Source organism: Algoriphagus yeomjeoni, assembly GCF_003259505.1.
Classification (GTDB): domain Bacteria; phylum Bacteroidota; class Bacteroidia; order Cytophagales; family Cyclobacteriaceae; genus Algoriphagus; species Algoriphagus yeomjeoni.
The window spans coordinates 203562-226721 of sequence record NZ_QLLK01000009.1 but is presented as its reverse complement, the minus strand read 5'-3'; the positions used below and the strand labels follow the sequence as shown (position 1 = coordinate 226721).

Genomic DNA, 23160 nt, shown 5'->3' with positions numbered 1-23160 from the left:
GAAAAATTTCATTTCTTATATTTAGCTGCTAATTATTTAACAGTTTATTCCCTCTATTGCTATGACTTATTCTTTTGAACAACTTCACACTTTTACATTAGGCATGCTTACCAAAATCGGCTGTCCGGCAGATCAGGCCAAGACAGCTGCTGACGTATTGCTTTCGGCGGATCTTCGAGGAGTGGACAGTCATGGCGTTGCACGGCTTTCGGGCTATGTTCGTTTGTGGGAAAAAGGGAGGATAAATGCAACGCCAAATATCAGAGTAGTACACGAAACTCCCTCTACGGCAGTAGTGGACGGAGACGGAGGTTTGGGTTTGGTGGTAGCTCCTTTTGCCATGAAGGTTGCTATCGAAAAAGCTAAAATCGCTGGAACAGGCTGGGTTTCTGTGAAAAACTCGAATCATTACGGCATTGCAGGATACCATGCTATGCAGGCTTTAGCTCATGATATGATCGGAATTTCCCTGACGAATGCGAGCCCACTAGTCGCTCCTACTTTTTCGCAGGAAAGATTATTAGGAACAAATCCAATTGCTGTTGCAATACCTGCTAAAAACCAACCCCCTTTCGTGGCGGACTTAGCAACAACCACCGCAGCGAATGGTAAATTGGAAATCTTGCAGCGCAAAGGAATGGATACACCAACTGGCTGGGTGCAGGACAAAGAAGGCAATCCGACCACTTCCGCAAATGGAGTGAAAGATGGCGGAGCTCTACTGCCACTGGGTGGAGATAGGGAACATGGTTCTCATAAAGGTTATGCCTTGGGTTCCATTGTGGATATTTTCTCTGCAGTACTATCGGGAGCCAATTATGGCCCATGGGTTCCTCCTTTCGTGGCTTTCTTAGAGCCAGATCCAAATCCAGTCGGAGAAGGAATTGGTCACTTTTTTGGCGCTATGCGCGTAGATGCTTTTCGCCCAGCAGATGAATTCAAAGCGCACATGGATAATTGGATCACTCGATTCCGAGCTGCCAAGCCAACTCCTGGAAATGAAAAAGTCTTAATCCCAGGTGATCCAGAGCGGGAATTGGAAGCTATCAGAATGAAAGAGGGAATTCCGCTGCTTGATCCTGTGGTAAAGGATTTGACGGAATTGGGGGAGAGATTTGGGGTAATGTTTTAGGAATGTGGGGTATAGTCGGTTGACCGATGTTAAATGTTAAAATTTAGATTTTATATTATTAACTGAATGATCTTAAAATGATGCAAAAACAGCACCCAATTACTCAAGATCACATATCTATAAAAATCTTAAACTTGACTTTTTCAGGATTTATAATTCTTTCCAATATTTCAGTTTTCTTTCCTCACACATTCCGAATTCTAAAATCTGGGGGAGGGCCATTTGGCTACGGAGTACTACTGCTTCCTGTTACATTCATCGGTATTTTATATCTAATTCCTGCTTTATTAACTTTTAAAAGGAAAAACCACTACAACAGAACTTTGCTTTGGATCAATATAACAGGGATAATCGGATGTGCTTACTGGGTTTACTTTTTCAACTCTTCTTTATTTTCTTAAAAAATCTTTCAAAGAAACACGCCTTCCTTCATCTAATTGTTTGATCCCAAGCAATAGTCCCTGATGCTGTTCTTCAGTCAAGGAATTTTCGCTATTCGTCATAGTGAGTAAATTCAACAGTGCTGAGATCAACTTATCATCATTGATCTCGAGTATCTGCTTCACCAAGCGTAGTTTTTCAACTGCTAGTTCCATGATTGTGTTTCTGATTAATTTAGCTTTTTCAAAATAAAAGTGCTCAAACCCCGTCTCTTTTTTAACTTTAAAGAATCCTATCCAAATCAACAATGTCCGACCTCCCTAAAAAATTCAAGCTCAACCGATCTGCCTTTCATGCAAGAAATGCCTCCGAACAGGTCAATTACGGTAAAGAATATAAAAATTTAACTTGGCAGGAAAGAATGCAAATTCACAAGTATCTCAATAGTATCGCCTACGGATACGACATAGATAATCCTCCAAGAATGGATAAAACGGTTTTTAAAGCGAGGTCTAAGGATCTAAATGATTTGTAATAATTTTGGATTAACTAGGATATCAAAAATTGCCAATGCCCATCACTCCCCTCACCTCCCGCCCCTCTTTCGAAGAAAACCCGAAACTTGCCAAAGCTGCTAGTAACCTGAGCACACTCATTGCTGCCATTGAGCAAAAGAAAATCCCACAGGCTCAACAACAGAAAATCAACGAGATCATCGAAGGAGTAAATGACTTCCCAGGACCAGATCCAGAATTGCTGAAGCAAATAAAATCCGCACAAGCAGCTATCATTAAACTGCTCGATCAGGAACTCAACCTTGTCCCACAAAATCACTATCAGCTCCAATGGCTCGTTCTTGGAATGGCTACTTTCGGGATCCCGCTAGGAGTGGTATTTGGCATTTCCATAGGAAATCTTGCTTTTTTGGGAATAGGTCTGCCAATTGGAATGGCGATAGGCATAGCTATTGGAACGTCTAAAGATAAGCAAGCAGCAGAAGAAGGCAGGCAGTTGGATTGGGTGGCTAAGTGATTTAAGCCTTTTGCAAGCTATTTTTTCAAATTGAGTTTTATCAACTTTAACCGATGATCACAAACTGATTAAAAACCACTTGATGAAGACTGTGCTTTTTGTAATTTAAAGCACCTATACCAAAAACCCATACCCTATGAACCCATTAAATCGAAGAGAATTTTTAAAAGGAAGTACAGCCCTGATGTCGTTGGCTAGCTTCGGCTTACTTGGCATGGATTTCAAAGATCGCGAAGGGCCGCTTCAAGTTGCGCTCATAGGCACAGGCTGGTATGGGAAATCTGACCTTTTTCGCTTGATTCAAGTGGCAGATGTAGAAGTTGTTGGCCTTTGTGATGTGGATAGCAAGCAACTAGCAGAGGCAGGAAGATTGGTTTCGACTCGTCAAAAGTCGGGTAAAGTCCCAACTCTTTATGAGGATTACAAGGAGCTTTTGGCAAAAGAAAAGCCAGAATATGTTCTGATCGGAACTCCAGACCATTGGCATGCGCTCATGGCAATTGATGTCGTTAAGAGTGGGGCACATTTGTATTTGCAAAAGCCAATTTCGGTGGATGTGATCGAAGGTGAGGCGATTCTGGCGGCAGCCAGAAAGTATGATCGCAAAGTACAAATCGGCACTCAGCGTAGAAGTACCCCGCATTTGGTACAGGCAAAAAAAGAAATAATCGACACCGGAAAACTCGGGAAAATCTCTCATGCAGAAGTTTGCTGCTATTATCATATGCGAAATAATAGTAATCCAGAGGTGATGCCCGTTCCTGAGAATTTGAATTATGAGCTTTGGGCGGGTCCTGCTCCAAAGTTGCCTTATCGCGGAATTTTGCACCGAGGATGGAGGGCATTTATGGAATACGGAAACGGAATAGTAGGAGACATGTGTGTACACATGCTCGATTCGGTACGCTGGATGCTGGACTTGGGATGGCCACTGCAAGTGACTTCGACAGGTGGGATCTATGTGCAAAAAGACAGTGTAGCGAACATTTCGGATACCCAGACTGCTCTTTTCGAATATGATGAACTGAACATAGTTTGGCAACATAGAACTTGGGGCAATCCCGTGGATAAGGATTACCCATGGGCTTTTAAAATCTACGGTGAAAATGGCATGCTAGCTGGCAGTCCAATGCGTGCTGATTTTTATCCCGAAGGAAGAAATAATGGTGAACCAATTCACTATCCGGTGGTTTTGGAAAAGGAAGAATATCCTGAGGATGTAACTGAAAAAGACAATGAGGTTCATGCGGCACCAGCCACAAGGGCGCAGTTGAGAGATTGGCTTCAAGCCATAGAAAAAGACACTTTGCCAGTGGCTGATGTTTTGGAAGGGCATATTTCGACTGCCTCCTGCATCTTGGCAAATATGTCAATGGAATTGGGAGGTAGACCATTAAAATATGACCCAAAAACTATGACTATTGTTGGTGATGACGAAGCAACTGCTTTGCTGAGAAGACCATATCGAGCAGGTTATGAGCATCCTGAACCAAATAAAATCTGATAAAAAATTGATACCATAAAACCGAGCTTCGTAAAAAATGGCTCGGTTTCCTTTTTTTAATCCAATTCGGATAAATTGAGACTCCACTACCATGATTCAAATAAAACAGGCGTCAAAAGAAGAATTAATTCTAGTTCAATCCATAGCTCAACGTACATGGCCAGATACTTTCAGGGAAATTCTAAGCCCTGCCCAAATCGACTACATGCTAAATTGGTTTTATGATATTCAGCATCTCGAGAAGCAGTTGGATGAAGGTCATATCTTTTTACTAGCATTCGAAGATGACGTAGAATTAGGATTTACCGGAATTCAGCTCAATCAACTACCAGGTCAAACCAAAATCCACAAGATCTATATTCTTCCTACAGCTCAGGGAAAAGGAGTTGGCAAGAAATTGATTCAGAAGATCAAAGAAGTTGCGCTGGCAAAAGATCAGAAAAGTCTCCTCTTGAATGTCAATAAATACAACGAGGGTGCGATCGCTTTTTACGAGTATTTGGGTTTTAAGAAAATAAAAGAAGAAGTCATCGACATTGGCAATGGGTATGTGATGGATGATTATGTGTTTGAGATGAAGCTTTGAGTATTTTCTTCTCTCGCAACGGCGCAGCGACGCGGCGTGAGATAGATTTTAGTTGTTGACTTCATTTATATTGGCGCAAGTCTATTCTGGCGCAAAGTCTTCAGACTTGTGCCTGCAAAAATGCAGTCTTCGGACTGCTTGCAAAAGAGGGAATGATTCAGTCTGAAGACTGCACTATTTTGGGTCCAAGTCATGAGACTTACGGACCAAAGCTTGTATTAAATCTCTAACACCGTTTCCCAAAGAACTAATCCATTTGCCGGAGCGGGTGGGAGATTTGGAAACTCCCCGTCCGGATTTTCAAGACGTGAGATAATGTCTTCCAGTTTCCATTCGCCAGAGCCTACATTCCAAATCGCACACATCATTTTCCGGACTTGATGATGGAGAAAACCAGTTCCGGTGATTTCGAAGTAATAAATATCCTTAGGAAAAAACTGCCCTAGAAATTCATTGGAGACAAAAATTCCTGAAGAAAGAACTTCGCGTTTATAATCCGTCTTGTTTTCTGAAGGTTTGCAAAACGCCTTGAAGTCATGCTTTCCTGTAAATAACCTACAAGCTTCTTTTATCTCTTTCCAATTAAGGTCGCCACCCACATTGACAAGAAAAGCTGAAGCGAAGGGATGAAAATCAGTGGAATTAGCAAAATAATAGCGATAGGTTTTTTCCTGAACGGATTGAATCAAATTGAAGTTGGTTGGCACTTCTCTCACGGAATTCAAACGGATATCCTGGGGAAGATGCTCGTTAAACTCTGGCAAAAGTGCTTCCATTTCAACTTTTTCCCTAAGGAAAAGCTGCACATATCCGCCTATACAGGAAACTCCCGAATCCGTGCGACTAGCCCCAATCAATGAAAAATCCTCATGTCCGAGTACATGCCTAAGTACTCTTTCTACTCTTCGCTGAACCGTTGGCTGATTGGGCTGAGGGGCCCAACCTTTGTATCGAGCACCAAAATAGGAAATAGAAAAAAGATAGGAATGTGGTCGGGATTGCAATGAAATAACGATTTGTGATTTGAGGTTGAAATTAGGGGCAATTTCGTTCAAATCAATCTACTACTCAAGAATTGCAATTACTTCCCTGTCACTGGCTGTGTCCAGGCCGTTTCTTTATCGCCGATCTGATAGGGATTTTCTTTTGGTTTAGAGGAAATGATTTTTGCCCGCACATACATATCGTCATCCTCTAGAGAATAAGATCCGGAAGTACCAGTTACCTCACTCAGCAATATTCCGCTTTCTTCTGGTGAAGATTTTTTGGTGCCAAAGAATTGGATTTCATAAGATATTCCTTCCTCCGCCTTCACTTCGACATTTAGCGTTTTTCCACTGAAGTCAATTGATTCCAAAGTAACACCTGTACTTGAATAGAAATCTCCACGCTCCATAGCTTCAACCAAAGATGCCGGGTCTAAGCTTTCAGACAAAACCATTACCCATCCTCTACCTGGATTGCTACTATTTTGATCAAAAACATGATAATTATGCGCATCATCTACAGCCAAACCATAAAGCAATGGCTTCCCCGCTTCCAAATAGGCTGCTTGAACTTTGTCCCAAAGCACTTCCATACTTGGCCTCAAGGAATCACCATAATTATTGACCTGCGGATGACCATTATACACTTCAAAAAATCGCTCACCTTCCAATGCGATAATATCCTCAGGCGTAATCGCCCACACGAAATTTGGATGGTTGATATGCAAAAACATAGGGACTCCTGTAGAATCCCGCTGAGCTTTGACTCTATCCAAGCCATTTTGCAAGATCTCTGGAATGGAGTTCCCTCCTTCAGCAGGGATCAATTTCTGGATATTCGTCACGTTCATATGCAGAGGTTTACTTTCAAAACTCTCCGTAAGTTCTTGGGATTGAATGATCAAAAACTCCCCTTTCTCTTCAAACATCGGAGCATATTCAGCTAAGGTTTTCAATCTTACTTCTATCCTACCCGCTGAATCTTCTCTGTATTGAACCTTGTCTCCATATTTATCCAAGTATTTCTGGAAACCCATTTCATGGGATGGGGATTTTGGAATCAACTTCCATTTTTCTCCAACTGCCAACGTATTATGATCGGAAAGAACCACAAAATCGTAGTCATGCGACTTGTACCAATCCATGATCATCTCAGGATAATCGTCACCATCTGACCAATAGGAATGGGTGTGCAGGTTGCCTTTGTACCATTGTTTTTTCGAAGAAGTCTCTTCTTGAGAAGTACATGATATCAAGAAAAACAAAGAGAGCGCAAAAATGGTGTAGTAATGTTTCATGTGGTTGGGGTTTGGAATGCTAAGATAGGAAACTCCAGGTGGCTGGAGGTTAGATTTGGGTTAAGGATTTGCCTAGTACCAGTTCTGCTTGTAGAAAAACATTATTAGATATGCTCAATTACCTTTCTATTTAATAAATTGGATTATGCCAACTGTTCTTTACATCTCAGGCTGGAGACTTTTCTTCTATTCAAATGAAGGTTCAGAACCAATTCATATTCATGCGCAAAAAGCAGACATGGAATGTAAATTTTGGATTTTAAGCGAGGAAGTAGACATTAAGGAAGCTTTTTCGTATAATTTGAGTACTTCAGGGAGAAAAGAGGTTCGTAAGATAATTTTCAAGAACTTTGATTTAATTGTAGACTCTTGGAACTCCTATTTCAATAAATAACATGAAAGTAAGCTATCATATTTCTGACATCAACTTCGTCAATGACAAAATGATCCTGTCAGTCGATGAGCAGGAAATTGTTCTTGATATTGCTGATGTATCCAACAAGCTGTTATTAGCGTCAGACATGGAACGCTCGGTGTATAAAATCTCTGCTTCAGGATATGGCGTTCACTGGCCACTTATCGATGAAGACATTTCCGTGAATGAATTGGTGAAGAAATATGAATGATTTAAATCCTAGTAAAAGCTGGGCAGCAACGCCTCACCACATTGAGTGAGTTCCTCCAATAGTATACTTCTGCTTCATTATCATACTTTTATTTCTTGGGCTTTACATTTATTATAGAATTAAAAAAGAAAAGCTAAAACAAACACCTAGTCTTAAGCAGCAAATAATTATGAATGCTCTCAAATCAACAAAAAAACCACCTCATTCCTGAGGTGGTTTTCCATTTAGTAAAGCCTAATTATTTTAAGCCAAAATCTTAGCTGCTAGCCAATCGCCAACCTCGGAAGTTTTGTAAGCTGTGCCGCCATCGGCGATATCTTCAGTTACATATCCTTCATCAAGAGAAAGGTTAACCACATCAGAGATCAGCTGAGCCTCTTCCTTCAAGTCGAAAGCATAATCAAACATCATCGCTGCAGAAAGAACTGTAGCCAATGGATTGGCAATGTCTTTTCCGGCCGCCTGAGGATAAGAACCGTGAATTGGTTCGAATAATTTGATCGAAGTCCCCAAAGAAGCAGAAGGCATCAAGCCCATAGAACCTGAAATTACCGAAGCCTCATCTGTTAGGATATCTCCGAACAAGTTTTCAGTGATCAAGACATCGTACGCTTTTGGCCACTGGATCAATCGCATTGCTACTGCATCTACGAATTCATATTCCACTTTCACGTCTGGATATTCCGGGGCCAATTCCTGTACGGTTTCTCTCCAAAGTCTGGAAGTAGCCATAACATTCGCTTTATCTACACAAGTCAAGAGTTTTCTTCTTTTTTGCGCAGCTTCAAAGCCCATTCTCGCTAGACGAGTGATTTCTTCTTTACTGTACACATTAGTATCAAAAGCTTTTGTGCCTTGCTCGTTTCTTCCTCTTGGCTCACCGAAGTAGATTCCGCCAGTCAATTCTCTGAAGAAAACAAAGTCAACACCATCTACGCGATCCAACTTCAAAGGTGACTTATGCACCAAAGACGGGAAAGTGAAGGTAGGACGAACATTGGCAAACAAGCCTAATTTCTGACGCATCAACAACAATCCCTGCTCAGGACGCACCTTAGCTTTAGGATCATTATCGTATTTTGGATCACCGATAGCTCCGAAAAGCACTGCATCGGAAGCTGCTGCGATTTCGTGGGTAGCATCTGGGTAAGGTTCACCAGTCGCATCAATTGCGGCGGCTCCTACTACTGCTTCTGTAAAAGTGATTTTGTGTCCGAATTTTTGGCCGATAGCTTTCACTACTTTCACAGCCTGGTCGATTACTTCAGGTCCGATGCCGTCACCCGGCAACAGCGCGATATTCATTTCCATAAAACTTGGATTCTTCTTTCGTTGGTGTTTGATTGAATGATTCGACGATGTTCAGCATTTTCTCTGTGGCCATCATCGCAGCCACTGTTTGATCGGGATCAAGCCCTTTCGTTTTAAATATTTTCCCATAATCCCAGGTGATGACAGTCTCCACAAAAGCGTCTGTTTTTCCTCCAGGAGGAATAGAGACATGGTAGTCAATCAATTTAGGAAGTTGTCTTTTTCGTGATTTGTAGATTTTTTTGACAGCTCGCATGAAAGAATCATACTGACCATCTCCTGTAGCGGTGGCATCGTAAGACTTCCCATAAATATTCAATCTCAACTGCACCGAAGGCTTCAATCCTTTGGAATGAGTCATGTGATAGCCTTCGATAAAAATATTTTTGGAAATTGAATTGTTTTGCAATACATCAGAAATAATGTACGGCAAATCTTCCGTAGTCACACGCTCTTTTTTATCACCGAGTTCGATGATTCGTTGAGTCACTTTCGTCAGTTCCTCTTTTTCCAAAGAGATCCCCAGCTCTTCCAAATTCTTTAGAATATTGGCTTTGCCAGAAGTTTTACCAAGGGCATATTTCCGCTGCCGACCAAATCGCTCTGGAAGCAAATCGTTGAAATATAGATTCTTCTTATTGTCACCGTCAGCGTGGATTCCTGCAGTTTGGGTAAACACATTTTCACCTACTACAGGCTTATTTGCCGGAATATGCTGACCGGAAAACTGCTCTACCAGTTTGCTAACTCGGTAGATTTTCTGCTCTTGCACGTTGATCTGAAGATCAGTGAAATCTTTAATCACAGCAATAACGGATTCTAAAGGGGCATTTCCTGCTCTTTCTCCCAATCCATTTATTGTCGTATGGATTCCGGATGCACCGTATATGATTGCTTCCATCACATTGGCGACAGAAAGATCGTAGTCATTGTGCGCATGAAAATCGAAATGTGCTTTCGGGAATTTGGTTGAGATCTGGATAAAATATTCCTTGGTTTCTTCCGGAGAAAGTAGCCCCAGAGTATCAGGAAGCATAATCCTTTTCACAGGAAGCGTAGTCAGAAAGTCAACTAGCGCAAGCGTATATTCGGGTGAATTCCGCATTCCATTTGACCAATCTTCCAAGTACACATTTACATCTATCCCATTCTCCTGAGCGTATTCTATGCTCTTTTGGATGTCTGCAAAATGCTCTTCCTGAGTTTTTTTTAGTTGGTAGACAAGGTGATTAAGTGAACCTTTTGTCAGTAGATTCATCACTTTGGCACCAGCTTTCAAAAGCCAATTCACCGACGCAGGCGTATCTACAAAACCCAAAACTTCAACCCTATCGAGATAGCCTTTCTCAGTCGCCCAATGTGTGATTTTCTGTACCCCCTCTAATTCCCCCTCTGAAACTCTAGCTGAAGCCACCTCAATTCGATCTACCTTCAATTCATCCAGCAAAAGCTTAGCGATCTGCAGCTTTTCAGAAGGCAAAAAGGAAACGCTTGAGGTCTGTTCACCATCCCTCAGCGTAGTATCCATTATTTCAATGCGTCTGCCAACGGCACCCTCCAAGGGTGTGAAACCCTTGGAGGGTTGACCCTTTTGATTTCCATTTGCCTTCATTTTATAACTTATTTACTAGCTGCAAAAGCATCGATTTCCTCCGACATATTCAATAAATAGTCTATGTCGTCGAAGCCATTTTGCATATTATCTTTCTTGTATTGATTGATGTCAAAAGATTCAGACTCTCCAGTGGAGTCCAATGTTATCTTTTGAGAAGGAATGTCCACGGTAATAGTCGCAGCGGGATTAGCAGTAATTGTATCTAGGAGTTTGTCAGCAAAAGCTGGAGAAACTGTCACTGGAAGTACGCCGATATTCAAGCAGTTATTTTTGAATATATCTGCGAAAAAGCTGGAAACTACGCATCTAAAACCGTAATCATATAATGCCCATACTGCATGCTCTCGACTTGATCCAGAACCGAAATTTCTCCCTGAAACCAAGATTTTACCACTGTAAGTTGGATCGTTTAGTACAAAATCCTTTTTAGGGTTTCCCTCCACATCATATCTCCAGTCACGGAAAAGATTGTCGCCAAAACCTTCACGCTCAGTAGCCTTCAGGAATCTAGCTGGGATGATCTGATCTGTATCCACATTGTCTGTCGGTAATGGAACCGCAGTGCTGGTGAGAACAGTAAATTTATCGTAAGCCATTTTATATAAATTGAAAGATTGGAAAATTGGAAAATTGAAAGATTTGATCGGTGCATAAAACTTAGTTACCGATTCGATCTGTACTTTCCATTTCTGACTTCGTGTTTTTAATTTTGGAACACTTCTCTAGGGTCGCAAATTTCGCCTGCTATGGCTACTGCTGCTACTGTCAAAGGAGATGCAAGCATAGTTCTAGCTCCAGGTCCCTGACGGCCTTCAAAGTTTCTATTGGAAGTAGATACGGCGTATTTTCCAGAAGGAATTTTGTCATCGTTCATCGCTAAACATGCAGAACAGCCTGGCTGACGTAGTTCGAATCCAGCTTCTTCCAAGATCTTTACCAAACCTTCTTCATGCGCCATTTTTTCAACCTCCCGAGATCCTGGTACAATCCAAGCAGTAATGTTATCCGCTTTTTTGTGACCTTTTACATAGGAAGCCACAGAACGGATATCTTCAATTCTACCGTTTGTGCATGAACCAACGAATACGAAATCAACCTTTTTGCCTTTGATAGCTTCACCCGGCTCAAAGCCCATGTAAGCCAAAGATTTCAGGTAAGAAGACTTATTACTGCCTTCCATTCCCTCGGTAGTAGGTATATTTCCTTTCACTTTGATACCCATTCCAGGATTTGTGCCGTACGTGATCATCGGCTCTATATCCGCAGCGTCGAAGTGATATTCTTTGTCGAAAACAGCACCTTCGTCAGTTTTCAAAGTTTTCCAGTGAGCTACAGCTTTGTCCCATTCTTCACCTTTTGGAGAATATTGTTTTCCTTTTAGGTATTCGAAAGTAGTCTCATCCGGAGCGATCAAACCTCCACGTGCTCCCATTTCGATAGACATGTTACAAACTGTCATTCTAGCTTCCATGGAAAGGCTTTGGATCGCAGATCCTGCATATTCCACAAAATATCCAGTAGCACCAGCTGCAGAAATCTGAGCGATCACATAAAGAATTAAATCTTTGGAAGTCACACCTGGTCCTGCTACGCCATCGATGGTAATCCTCATTTTCTTAGCCTTGGACTGCATGATACACTGCGTCGCCAAAACCATCTCTACCTCAGAAGTACCGATTCCGAAAGCAATAGCTCCGAATGCACCGTGCGTAGAAGTGTGGCTATCACCACATACGATCGTCATTCCTGGTTGCGTGATACCAAGCTCTGGACCGATCACGTGAACAATCCCGTGATGAGCAGAACCCAAATCGTGAAGTTCGATGCCATATTTGGCACAGTTCTCACGAAGTCTTTCTACTTGCATGCGGGAAAGCTTGTCCTTGATCGTTTTATCCTGATCTATAGTAGGAACATTGTGATCAGGAGTAGCGACAGTTCTGCTTGGGTTTTTCACTCCTATTCCACGCTTTTCCAAGTTTAGGAAAGCTACGGGAGAAGTTACTTCATGGATAAAATGCTTATCGATGAAGAATACATCTGGTCCAGCCGGAACTGATTTCACTACGTGAGCATCCCAGATTTTATCAAATAATGTTGTCTTTTCCATAATTATGCGGTCGCGTATTCTTTGACCGGGATTTTATTGAGTGCATCTACAAAGGCCTGAGCTGAAGCCAATACGATGTCTGTATGTGAGGAAAAGCCATAGTAAGGCTTATCTCCTTTGATTAACCTCATGTGAACTTTCGCCACATCGTCACTGCCATGTGTAATAGCCTGAATCAGAAATTCTTCCAATTCAACAGCTGGCTTGGCAATCTTGTCTATTGCTTTCAATACTGCGTCTACTGGGCCATTTCCATGCGCAGTAGAAGTATGAGACTCGTCACCGATTTTCATTTCTACCTGAGCTTGAATGGTTCCGTTGGATGAATAAGTGACTTTTCCCAATTCTATGAAATTTGAATCTGTCACAAACTTACCTACCAAGCCCATCAAATCTTTACGACCAATATCACGCTTGCTATCTGCCAAAATCAAGAACTCTTCGTAAACTTCTCTTAGAGCCTCCCCCTCCAATTCTACTCCCAAAGCATCCAAGTGATGCTTCAAAGCAGCTCTTCCAGACCTTGCTGTCAAGACGATAGTTGACTCTCCGACTCCAACATCTTTTGGATCGATGATTTCATAGTTTTCTCTATGCTTCAACACGCCATCTTGGTGAATTCCTGATGAGTGCGCAAATGCATTTCTACCAACGATAGCTTTGTTTGGCTGAACTGGCATGTTCATCAATTTGGAAATCAGGCGACTGGTATTATAGATTCTCGGGGTGACAATCTCTGTATGCACTGGAATAGATTTGTGGCATTTGATTGCCATCACTACTTCTTCCAGAGAGGTATTCCCCGCTCTTTCTCCAATACCATTGATGGTCACTTCCACTTGACGAGCTCCATGCTGTACACCGGCTACAGTGTTAGCGGTAGCCATACCAAGATCATTATGACAATGTGTAGCAATGATTGCTTTGTCAATGTTTGGCACATTATTCTTCAAGCTGGCGATGATAGCACCGTATTGTTCAGGAAGCGTGTAACCTGTAGTATCAGGAATATTCACTACCGTCGCTCCTGCTTTGATCACTTCTTCGATGATTTTATTCAAGAAATCTGGCTCAGCTCGTCCAGCATCTTCAGCGTAAAACTCCACGTCGTCTACAAACCTTCTGGCAAACTTCACCGCAGCTACACCCCGAGCAATAATATCCTCGGGAGTAGAGCGCAGTTTGTATTGAATGTGATAAGGTGAAACACCGATACCGGTATGAATACGACCCTTTTTCGCGAATTTGAGGGATTGAGCCGCTACTTCGATATCTTTTTCTACAGCTCTGGAGAGGGCGCAGATAATCGGGTTAGAAACTGCCTTTGAAATCTCGAGTACAGAATTGAAATCTCCTGGACTAGAAATTGGAAAGCCGGCTTCGATAATATCTACACCTAATTCTTCCAGCGCTTTTGCTACCACAATTTTCTCCTGGGTATTCAGCTGACACCCGGGTACTTGCTCCCCATCTCTCAGGGTAGTGTCAAATATCCATAGCTTCTCACTCATAATTCTTGGGGTTTTTGTGTTAATTATTTTCTGGTCTCAATTGACGGACGACAGCACCTGCCTGCCACATTTCAGAATCTCTCAATTCTTTCAATTCAGCTTCTAATTTCACTCTATAATCTTCTTTTGAATTAGAGTCGATAGACTTTTGAGCTTCTTGACCAGTTTTTACACTGTTATATAATTCTTCGAAAACTGGCTTAGTAGCATCTCTGAAAGGCTTCCACCAGTCAAGTGCACCTCTTTGAGCTGTAGTGGAGCAGTTGGCATACATCCAATCCATTCCGTTTTCAGCTACCAATGGCATCAATGACTGAGTTAATTCTTCCACTGTTTCGTTGAAAGCTTCAGATGGAGAGTGACCATTTGATCTCAATACTTCGTACTGAGCTGCAAAAATACCTTGAATAGCACCCATCAAAGTACCTCTTTCGCCAGTCAAATCGGAAGTTACTTCACGGTAGAAATCTGTTTCAAACAGATAGCCTGACCCAACTCCTATACCTAGTGCAACAACACGATCATAAGCTCTGCCAGTTCCATCCTGATAGATTGCATAAGATGAGTTCAACCCTCTACCTTCTACAAACATTCTTCTCAAGGAAGTCCCAGAACCTTTAGGAGCTACCAAGATCACATCTACGTCAGAAGGAGGTATGATACCTGTTTTTTCTTTGTAAGTCACACCGAAGCCGTGAGAGAAATAAAGTGCTTTACCTGGAGTAAGATGCTTCTTTACCGTAGGCCAAAGAGCAATCTGACCTGCATCGGAAAGAAGGAACTGAAGGATAGTACCTTTTTCGCAAGCTTCTTCCAATTCGAAAAGTGTTTCGCCAGGAACCCAGCCATCAGCTACAGCTTTGTCCCAAGTTTTGGAGCCTTTACGCTGACCTACAATCACGTTGAAACCGTTGTCTTTCAAGTTAAGCGCCTGACCTGGACCTTGGACACCGTAACCCAATACTGCGATCACTTCGTCTTTGAGTACTTCTCTTGCTTTTTCCAGTGGAAATTCTTCCCTAGTTACTACGTTTTCTTCTGTTGAGCCGAATTTTAATTTCATCTGTTTTTTATTTATTACTAGTGTTTAATAGGTTCCTGCGGAAGCCTTCTTTGGTTTATTATTATTTGACAAAACTGTCAATGGTTAACATTCTTTTCGCGACAGCTACTCTACCTGACCTGGCAAACTCTAGTAGACCGTAGCCCTTTAAAATCTCGAGCAATTCTTGAGTTTGCTCCTTATGACCTGTCAGTTCCAGAACCACGAAATCAGGTTCTGCCGCAATTATTTTGGCATTGTGTTGACGAATGATTTTCTCCAGGCCTCCATCTAGACGTGAAACAGGGATTTTATACAAAGCAATTTCCTGATATACCACGCTTTCATCTTCATGATAAAAAGCCTTAATCACATCGATAATCTTCTCAATCTGATTGACCAACTGAATGACAGTATCCTCTGAAGCTGTCACCTCGATAGTGATCCTATGGATTCCTTCCAATCGGCTTTCCGAGGCTGTGAGGGCATCGATATTGATACCTCTACGGGTAAAAATAATGGTGATGCGATTTAGAATACCGATGAAGTTTTCGGTAATAACGAATATGGTATATCGTTTCATGTGATTATAATTTTCTTTCAAAGGCCACATGGAATCTCGCAGGAATCATATTCATCCTTCTTGGCGGTAACTGAATTTTGCTCGATTTCATTTGTTTGAATTAGCTAAGTCTAACCTCTTCCACTGAACAGCCAGTGGCAATCATTGGGAATACATTATCTTCTTTTTCCACTACCACTTCGAGGAAATAAGGTCCATCGTGAATCAGCATATCTTCGATAGCTTCCTGCAAATCACCTCGTTCAGTGACTTTTTGAGCTTGAATATTATATGCTTCAGCTATTTTGATGAAATCCGGATTGTCAAGTTCGGTAAATGAATAGCGTTTGTCAAAAAACATTTGCTGCCATTGCCTTACCATCCCTAAGAAATTGTTGTTAAGCAGGACAATCTTCACAGGAGCCTTGGTCTGCATGATAGTTCCGAGTTCCTGAATAGTCATCTGAATCCCACCATCTCCTACTACACATACTACCTGTCTGGAGAAGTCATACATCTGGGCTCCCAATGCCGCAGGAAGAGCAAAACCCATCGTCCCTAAGCCACCGGAAGTGACTTGAGTTCTTGGTTTTTTGTAATTAAAATACCTCCAAGCGATCATTTGATGCTGACCTACGTCAGTCACTAATATCGCATCATCTGCTTTGTATTGGTTGACCCGATGGATGACTTCTCCCATGGTCAAACCATTTTTGGTTGGCATTAAATCTGGCTGAATGACTGTAGCATTTTCTTCATCAGCAAGCTTTTGAAATTTAGCCATCCACTCAGGATAGGAATTCTCTTTAACTGCTTGAGTCAATAATTCTAAACTATCCTTACAACTTCCTAAAACCGCTACTTCACATTTCACATTTTTATTGATCTCTGCTGGGTCAAGTTCCAAATGAATCACCTTGGCTTGCTTGGCATAACGCTTCAAATCTCCCGTCACCCGGTCATCAAATCTCATCCCTACAGCGATCAAAACATCACATTGGTTTGTCAAAAGATTTGGCGCATAATTTCCATGCATCCCGAGTTTACCAACATAATTTGGATGATCCTCAGATAATGCTCCTGAGCCCAGCAAGGTGCAGGCTGCTGGGATTCCTGATTTTTCTAAGAATGATTTTAATTCGGCCTCCGCTTGTCCCAATACGACACCTTGACCAAAAAGAACATAAGGTCGCTTAGCCATATTGATCAGAAATGCAGCTTCTTGAATAGCAGTTTTTTCTATTGGAATGTGCGTCCTATAAGACCTGAATCCTAAACATGGCTCATAATTAAACTCACCAAAGTTTGTCTGTGCATCTTTTGTGATATCAATCAAAACTGGCCCTGGCCTTCCTGATTTAGCTATATAAAAGCCTTTCGCAATGGCTGGAGCAATATCTTCCACTCTTCTGACCTGGATATTCCACTTGGTACCTGGCATAGATATACCTACTACGTCAGTTTCCTGAAAAGCATCAGTTCCTAGAAGATGAGAAGCGACTTGTCCTGTGATGCAAACCAAAGGAGTGCTATCGATTTGGGCATCGGCCAGACCTGTAATCAGATTAGTAGCACCTGGACCAGAAGTAGCAATACAGACACCTACTTTACCAGAGACGCGTGCATAGCCTTGAGCAGCATGGATCGCACCTTGCTCATGGCGTGTAAGTACATGTCTCAACTGATCATGATAATCATGCAATGCGTCGTAAACGGGCATTATTGCTCCTCCGGGATACCCGAAGATTATTTCCGCATTCTCGGCAATGAGTGATCTAACTACGATGTCAGCTCCTCTTATCATTGAATCCTTCATGGGCTTAGAATTTGTCTGTTACGCAACCTTCGGATGCGGTAGATACTAGTTTGTTGTATTTCTTTAATGTCCCTTGCAATTCAGGCATCTCTTTCTGCTTCCAGGATTTTTTCCTTTCAGCTAGCTCTTCATCAGATACTGCGACTGTAAGTTTTAACCCATCAGCATCGATCGTAATTATGTCTCCATTTTGGACGAGTCCAATTGGTCCACCAGACCATGCCTCAGGAGTCACGTGTCCTACGACAAAACCGTGAGTACCTCCAGAGAATCTCCCATCTGTGATCAACGCCACGTCCGAACCTAAACCAGCTCCAATAATCATAGAAGTAGGTTTCAACATTTCCGGCATTCCCGGCCCTCCTTTTGGACCAATATTTCTGATGACGAGTACTTCACCTTTTTGCACTTTATGATCACGGATCGCATCATTTGCCTCTTGCTCCGAATCAAATACGTGAGCCGGGCCAGTAAATGAACTTCCTTCTTTACCTGTGATTTTAGCTACGGCTCCCTCGGGTGCCAAATTTCCATCTAGTATGCAAAGGTGCCCAGTTGCTTTTATAGGAGTTTCCAACGGGTGAATCACATTCACCATAGATACGGTCACTGGGGCTATATCTTTTAAATTTTCTGCTACAGTTTCTCCAGTAACGGTCATGCAATCTCCATGAATGAAGCCGTGCTGCAGCATATACTTCATAAATGCCGGAACCCCACCTTGCTCGTGAAGGTCTTCCATCATGAATTTACCAGAAGGCTTGAAGTCACCAATCATTGGCGTCTTCGCATTGATGGCTTTGAAATCTGAAATAGTGAAATCTACTCCGGCAGTTCTAGCAATTGCAATGATGTGCATCACCGCATTAGTACTTCCTCCCAAAGCGATTGCAACTGTTACAGCATTTTCAATACTCTTTCGAGTAACGATATCACTTGGTTTGATGTCTTTTTCTAACAAAATTCTCATGTACTTATTGACATCACGGCATTCCTGAAGTTTCTCGGGAGAATTTGCAGGATTAGAGGCAGAATACGGCAACGACATGCCCAATGCTTCAATCGCTGAAGACATGGTATTTGCAGTATACATTCCTCCACAAGCACCAGCGCCTGGACATGCATTACGAATTACACCATCGTAATCTTCGTCCGAAATATTTCCATTTACTCTTTTTCCAAATGCTTCAAAAGCCGAAACAATATTCAGTTTTTCACCTTTATAATTACCTGAAGCTATCGTGCCTCCGTAGACCATAATAGAAGGTCGATTAATACGAAGCATTCCCATGACAGCACCGGGCATATTTTTATCACAACCAGCAACTGCCACACAGGCATCGAATGAGTGACCTAATATAAAAGACTCAATAGAATCAGCAATTATCTCTCTGGAAACCAATGAATAACGCATTCCAAGCGTACCCATAGACGTTCCGTCAGAAATCCCAATGGTATTAAAAACCAAACCGGTCAGATCTTGATCCTGTGAGGACTCTTTGATCAGACCGGCAAAGTCATTTAGATGCATGTTGCAGGGATTGCTCTCATAACCACAACTGGCTATCCCTACAAAAGGCTGTTTCATTTTCTTATCACTCATTCCAGTGGCATACAACATTGCCATTCCTGCTGGATGCTCAGGATTATCACTTATTTCCCAACTGTGTTTTTTCAGGGTCATATTCATAGGGTATAAAAAAAGTGCCTCAGGTTAGTGAGGCACTTCAGATTTTTTTTTATTTCATTATAAAGAATAGTCTAGTGCCTCACATTTAGAATCCAATGAGAATAATTAAGCTTAGCAAAATGACTACTTTATACATACTGTTTTTCAAAATTATCTCCGGCTCTCAGCCGAAGTACTAGACAAACTTAAAACCGAATTTTCAGACTTACAATATTTAATTTTACATTTTTAAACTTACTCATATAAAAAATGTATGTTAAATTAATTTTTTCAAAATAAAAATCTTATAAACCCACCATTTACCCCTGTTTTTCAGCAAATGATTTGTTGAAATTTTCGATTCTCAAAATTTTGTACTGATTTCTGTTTTTTTCAAATTTTAACAAAAGTTATTCTCTTTTTTTTAATAAGAAAAATGATATACCACAATTACTTCAATAAATACTAGATTTTTTACCGAATTCTCAATTTGGAAAAGCTTCACTTCCCCTGCTTTTTGTTTTATTTTTGGCAAAACACTAAATCCAATGATTTCATTTCCAAACGCTAAGATCAACCTAGGACTTCATATCACTGCCAAAAGAAAAGATGGATACCATGATATTGAGAGTTGCATGATCCCGATTCCACTGAATGACGCCTTGGAAATGATCGTTAGCACCAAAAAAACAACATTTGAAAGCACCGGGCTAGAAATTCCTGGAAATCCTAAGGAAAACCTTATCCTCAAAGCTTATCAGCTTTTGAAGAAAGATTTCCCAAACTTACCTCACCTGAACATCCACTTGCACAAGAATATTCCGATGGGAGCTGGACTTGGCGGAGGCTCAGCAGATGCTGCATTTGCGCTTAAGCTGATGAATAATCTATTTGACCTGATTTTGGATGATTTCTTTTTGGAAGAGTATGCTGCGCAACTTGGAAGTGATTGCGCCTTTTTCATTGAAAACATGCCAAAAATCGCCCGTGGAAGAGGTGAGCTTCTGGAACCGGTGGATTTGGATCTGGGTGGCACTCATTTGGTTTTGATCAATCCCGGGATTCACATTGGCACCAAAGAAGCTTATGCAGGCGTCACTCCAGCTTCCCCAAAAGTTTATCTCGAAGAAGTACTGGCTGATCGAAGCAGATGGAAAAGCGAGCTTGTAAATGACTTCGAAGCGAGCATTTTCCCGAATCATCCTGAGATCGCAGGTATAAAAGAAAAGCTTTACGAACATGGAGCTTATTATGCTGCTATGTCTGGATCTGGTTCTTCAGTTTTTGGGTTGTTTGAGGAGAAACCAGAGGGAATTGATTGGGATAAAGGATATTTTCTCTTTGAAGAAAAATTATAATTCGCTTAAAATAAATAGGTTGCATTCCAGTTTTATGTTTTATATTTGTAATTCATAAACATAAAACGCAATGGCAACTTTCACTAGTACACTTCCAGACGACCTGCTCCAGCGACTCGCTGATTATGCAAAAAAGCTTTCTCTACCAAAGAATAAATTGATGGAAAATGCACTTAATCTCTATCTCGATCATCTAAAAAGAGCTGAATATGTCAAATCTTATAGACAAGCCGCTCAGGATGAGGATATCCTTATGGTCGCAGAAGAAGGAATGGATTACTATCTAAAGCAGATCGAAGATGAGGCAGGGTGAAATCTGGATGTCAGATCTCAATCCTGTAATAGGTTCTGAGCAAGCAGGAAGAAGGCCGGTGGTGATCCTTAGCGGAAATCTGATGAACAAATTTCTGCAAGTGGTGATCACAGCTCCGCTAACTTCCAAAATAAAAAACTATAAGGGAAACCCAATTTTGGAACCATCAACTATAAATGGGCTGAAACTGGAATCTGAACTGATGGTTTTTCATATCAGATCTCTTTCAAAGGATAGATTAATTGAGAAAATCGGAGAAATATCAGCTGAGGAATTGAGTCAGGCGCTAGCTACACTCAAGGATATAACTACAATGTAGTTTACTTATCCCAACGGCCTTACTGGCTTTCTTCTTTTATTTATATAATTCAACACAGGATAGGTCAGCACCGAAACCAGAATTATACCCGTTCCCAGATAAAATTGTGGAGTCATTTTTTCGCTTTCTCCAAAAATCAAAACCGCTAGAATAATACCGTAAACAGGTTCTAAGTTAACAGTCAGATTGATTGAAAACACTGAAAGTCTCTTCATCAATTCCACCGAAACTGAAAAAGCATAAACGGTGCAAATCCCTCCAAGGATAAACAGCCAAAACCAATCGTATCCAACCCAAGCAAGTTGTAGACCTTCCTCAGTCATAAAATTGGAATAGAATGGCATAAATAAAATAGTGAAGAGACATGCCCCGGCCATTTCATAAAAGGTGATTTGATATGGATTGTGCTTATGTGCAAGTTTCCCATTCAATACTGAGAAAACGGCAGCAAGAAAAGATGAACCAAGCGCCATACTCAGTCCTAGCCAATAGCCTGATTCGAAACTGAAAATTACTAACAAACCACAAATCACCATCAGGCCAAGCCCAACTTCGTACCATTTGATTTTGGTGCGATTGAATAAGGGCTCCACGAAAGCTGTCCAAAGTGAGGTCGTTGCCATTCCTGCGAGACAAACCGAAGCTGTAGAAACTCTGGCAGACCAAAAAAACAATATCCAATGCATCGCAATTACAAATCCAACCCCAGTAACTCTGATCATAGAAGGGAATGGCATAAGAAGATTTTTCTTTTTCAATAGAAAAAGCCCAGCTACTCCCACGGATGCAATCAATGTCCTATAAAACACCAGTTCTATCGCAGGCAAACTAATAAGCAGTCCCAGAATAGCGGTAAATCCCCAGATCAGTACAATGAAATGAAGCATCAAGTAATCCTTGATCGTTGAATTCATCTAGCGAGGGACAGTTTTATAAAGTAAAAGGCCAGTAACAGCAAAAATGATATTGGGTAGCCAAACTGCAAAAATCGGATAGGTAGCTCCATTTTCAGCAAATGTCCTAGCGAGAATAAACAGTATGATGTAAATAAATGCTAATAGAAAACCCATCGCAATCTGAAATCCAGAACCGCCTCTTGTCTTCTTTGCAGACATTATTACTCCGATAAATGTCAGGATTATTGCCGCAAAAGGCGACATAAAACGAACATAGCGCTCGATTTTATAAAAACCCACATTGTCAGCTCCCCGTGCTTCTAGAACTTTAATCTGCTTCCCTAATTCGGGAAGCTTAAGCGTCTCATGATGGTTTGGAGGTAGATCAAAATCCTCCGGACGGATAGAAAGCATGGTATCGAGCTCTTCACCAACCGTATATTCTTCTGTTCTACCTTTAAGTTTGCGTAGCCTCCAGTTGTTTATAGTCCAAACATTCTTGGCAGTGTCCCATTCTATATTATCAGCAGTGAGCTTTGCTAAAAGCTCTCCGTCTTTTATGGTTTCTAAGGTAAAAGAATACCCTATTAATGAAGTGTTATAGAAGCGACTGATGTATGCATAAGATTCTTCGCCTACTTTAATATGAATATTTGCTTCAGAGGTGGTTTTCTCCTTTTCCAAATAATTAATGCGGAATTCAGTAACACCAGCAGTAGCTCCAGGCAGAACCCAACCATTCAGTAAAAAACTAGCTCCACCAATCATACTTGCAGCAAAAAGAAATGGCCGAAGCATTCTCATAAAACTTACTCCACTGCTCAGAATTGCAACAATTTCCGTTCTTCCAGCCATTTTGGAAGTGATGAAAATAACTGAAATAAATACGGTGATCGGTGTGAGGAGATTATTCAGATACAAGCCGTAATTGGCCATGTATTTGAAAATTTCCCTTGAAGGAACATCATTCCTAATGTAGGTGTCGTTCTTTTCGGTGAAATCCAAAACCAAAACCACCAGAACTAACATCACCACTACGAAAAAGTAGGTCTTGAGAAAATCCTTGATGATGAGCTTGTCTAGTAATTTCATA

Annotated in this window: 24 protein-coding genes; 10 read left to right on the top strand and 14 right to left on the bottom strand. The window is 41.3% G+C overall.

Translation table 11 applies throughout. From position 1 onward, the window contains the following. Positions 1 to 61 precede the first annotated feature (61 nt). A complete protein-coding gene (locus tag LV83_RS16015) occupies positions 62 to 1132 on the top strand; it encodes an Ldh family oxidoreductase (RefSeq protein ID WP_111612557.1) in 1071 nt (356 codons plus the stop codon). Between the two features lie 389 nt (positions 1133 to 1521). Here LV83_RS16015 and LV83_RS16005 read toward each other — a convergent pair whose 3' ends face one another. After that, positions 1522 to 1728 (bottom strand): hypothetical protein, encoded by a 207-nt coding sequence (locus tag LV83_RS16005; RefSeq protein ID WP_146613736.1) that lies wholly within the window; start codon positions 1726 to 1728, stop codon positions 1522 to 1524. A gap of 92 nt (positions 1729 to 1820) precedes the next feature. Between LV83_RS16005 and LV83_RS16000 the strand changes: the two genes are divergently transcribed. From LV83_RS16000 to LV83_RS15985, 4 genes are all read left to right on the top strand, one after another. Next, positions 1821 to 2048, top strand: coding sequence for a hypothetical protein (locus LV83_RS16000; protein WP_111612554.1), 228 nt, complete (start codon positions 1821 to 1823; stop codon positions 2046 to 2048). Positions 2049 to 2083: 35 nt separating this feature from the next. Then, positions 2084 to 2545 (top strand): hypothetical protein, encoded by a 462-nt coding sequence (locus LV83_RS15995; protein WP_111612553.1) that lies wholly within the window; start codon positions 2084 to 2086, stop codon positions 2543 to 2545. A 136-nt stretch (positions 2546 to 2681) separates the two neighbouring features. Further along, entirely contained in the window at positions 2682 to 4049 is a 1368-nt protein-coding gene (locus tag LV83_RS15990; RefSeq protein WP_111612552.1) for a Gfo/Idh/MocA family protein, read from the top strand. A gap of 91 nt (positions 4050 to 4140) precedes the next feature. After that, entirely contained in the window at positions 4141 to 4635 is a 495-nt protein-coding gene (locus LV83_RS15985) for a GNAT family N-acetyltransferase (protein WP_111612551.1), read from the top strand. 218 nt (positions 4636 to 4853) lie between these two features. On the opposite strand, the gene truA is transcribed toward LV83_RS15985, so the two are convergent. Both truA and LV83_RS15975 read right to left on the bottom strand, forming a co-directional pair. Next, entirely contained in the window at positions 4854 to 5639 is a 786-nt protein-coding gene (truA, locus tag LV83_RS15980) for a tRNA pseudouridine(38-40) synthase TruA (RefSeq protein WP_158530601.1), read from the bottom strand. A gap of 77 nt (positions 5640 to 5716) precedes the next feature. After that, complete coding sequence (locus tag LV83_RS15975) at positions 5717 to 6919, bottom strand: CehA/McbA family metallohydrolase domain-containing protein (protein WP_111612549.1); 1203 nt, start codon at positions 6917 to 6919, stop codon at positions 5717 to 5719. A gap of 145 nt (positions 6920 to 7064) precedes the next feature. Between LV83_RS15975 and LV83_RS15970 the strand changes: the two genes are divergently transcribed. After that, positions 7065 to 7313, top strand: coding sequence for a DUF4160 domain-containing protein (locus LV83_RS15970; RefSeq protein WP_111612548.1), 249 nt, complete (start codon positions 7065 to 7067; stop codon positions 7311 to 7313). A gap of 1 nt (position 7314) precedes the next feature. Further along, entirely contained in the window at positions 7315 to 7545 is a 231-nt protein-coding gene (locus LV83_RS15965) for a DUF2442 domain-containing protein (RefSeq protein WP_111612547.1), read from the top strand. Between the two features lie 243 nt (positions 7546 to 7788). Here LV83_RS15965 and leuB read toward each other — a convergent pair whose 3' ends face one another. The 9 genes from leuB to ilvD form a co-directional block, all read right to left on the bottom strand. Continuing rightward, positions 7789 to 8856: a 3-isopropylmalate dehydrogenase gene (leuB, locus tag LV83_RS15960; RefSeq protein WP_111612546.1), complete on the bottom strand. Its 1068-nt coding sequence runs from the start codon at positions 8854 to 8856 to the stop codon at positions 7789 to 7791. After that, a complete protein-coding gene (locus LV83_RS15955) occupies positions 8825 to 10384 on the bottom strand; it encodes an alpha-isopropylmalate synthase regulatory domain-containing protein (protein WP_111612578.1) in 1560 nt (519 codons plus the stop codon). The genes leuB and LV83_RS15955 overlap by 32 nt, the downstream gene beginning before the upstream one ends. A 92-nt stretch (positions 10385 to 10476) precedes the next feature. Next, positions 10477 to 11067 (bottom strand): 3-isopropylmalate dehydratase small subunit, encoded by a 591-nt coding sequence (leuD, locus tag LV83_RS15950; protein ID WP_111612545.1) that lies wholly within the window; start codon positions 11065 to 11067, stop codon positions 10477 to 10479. A 107-nt stretch (positions 11068 to 11174) separates the two neighbouring features. Continuing rightward, a complete protein-coding gene (gene leuC / locus LV83_RS15945; RefSeq protein ID WP_111612544.1) occupies positions 11175 to 12581 on the bottom strand; it encodes a 3-isopropylmalate dehydratase large subunit in 1407 nt (468 codons plus the stop codon). Positions 12582 to 12583: 2 nt separating this feature from the next. Next, a complete protein-coding gene (locus LV83_RS15940) occupies positions 12584 to 14092 on the bottom strand; it encodes a 2-isopropylmalate synthase (protein ID WP_111612543.1) in 1509 nt (502 codons plus the stop codon). A gap of 19 nt (positions 14093 to 14111) precedes the next feature. Then, positions 14112 to 15155, bottom strand: a complete 1044-nt coding sequence (gene ilvC, locus LV83_RS15935) for a ketol-acid reductoisomerase (RefSeq protein WP_111612542.1) — start codon at positions 15153 to 15155, stop codon at positions 14112 to 14114. A gap of 61 nt (positions 15156 to 15216) precedes the next feature. After that, positions 15217 to 15717, bottom strand: coding sequence for an acetolactate synthase small subunit (gene ilvN, locus LV83_RS15930; protein WP_057939693.1), 501 nt, complete (start codon positions 15715 to 15717; stop codon positions 15217 to 15219). A 100-nt stretch (positions 15718 to 15817) separates the two neighbouring features. Next, the gene (gene ilvB / locus LV83_RS15925) at positions 15818 to 17512 is read right to left on the bottom strand and encodes a biosynthetic-type acetolactate synthase large subunit (RefSeq protein ID WP_245947075.1); all 1695 of its coding nucleotides are present in this window, start codon (positions 17510 to 17512) and stop codon (positions 15818 to 15820) included. 4 nt (positions 17513 to 17516) lie between these two features. After that, positions 17517 to 19196 (bottom strand): dihydroxy-acid dehydratase, encoded by a 1680-nt coding sequence (gene ilvD, locus LV83_RS15920; RefSeq protein ID WP_111612541.1) that lies wholly within the window; start codon positions 19194 to 19196, stop codon positions 17517 to 17519. A 533-nt stretch (positions 19197 to 19729) separates the two neighbouring features. Between ilvD and ispE the strand changes: the two genes are divergently transcribed. The 3 genes from ispE (at position 19730) to LV83_RS15905 (ending at position 21171) form a co-directional block, all read left to right on the top strand. Then, positions 19730 to 20539, top strand: coding sequence for a 4-(cytidine 5'-diphospho)-2-C-methyl-D-erythritol kinase (gene ispE / locus LV83_RS15915; RefSeq protein ID WP_111612540.1), 810 nt, complete (start codon positions 19730 to 19732; stop codon positions 20537 to 20539). 70 nt (positions 20540 to 20609) lie between these two features. Continuing rightward, entirely contained in the window at positions 20610 to 20852 is a 243-nt protein-coding gene (locus LV83_RS15910) for a ribbon-helix-helix domain-containing protein (RefSeq protein ID WP_111612539.1), read from the top strand. Further along, positions 20839 to 21171, top strand: a complete 333-nt coding sequence (locus LV83_RS15905) for a type II toxin-antitoxin system PemK/MazF family toxin (RefSeq protein ID WP_111612538.1) — start codon at positions 20839 to 20841, stop codon at positions 21169 to 21171. The genes LV83_RS15910 and LV83_RS15905 overlap by 14 nt, the downstream gene beginning before the upstream one ends. A gap of 5 nt (positions 21172 to 21176) precedes the next feature. Here LV83_RS15905 and LV83_RS15900 read toward each other — a convergent pair whose 3' ends face one another. Together LV83_RS15900 and LV83_RS15895 are read right to left on the bottom strand one after the other, a co-directional pair. Continuing rightward, positions 21177 to 22085, bottom strand: a complete 909-nt coding sequence (locus tag LV83_RS15900; protein WP_111612537.1) for a DMT family transporter — start codon at positions 22083 to 22085, stop codon at positions 21177 to 21179. After that, positions 22086 to 23159, bottom strand: coding sequence for an LptF/LptG family permease (locus LV83_RS15895; RefSeq protein ID WP_211320491.1), 1074 nt, complete (start codon positions 23157 to 23159; stop codon positions 22086 to 22088). Position 23160: the final 1 nt, after the last annotated feature.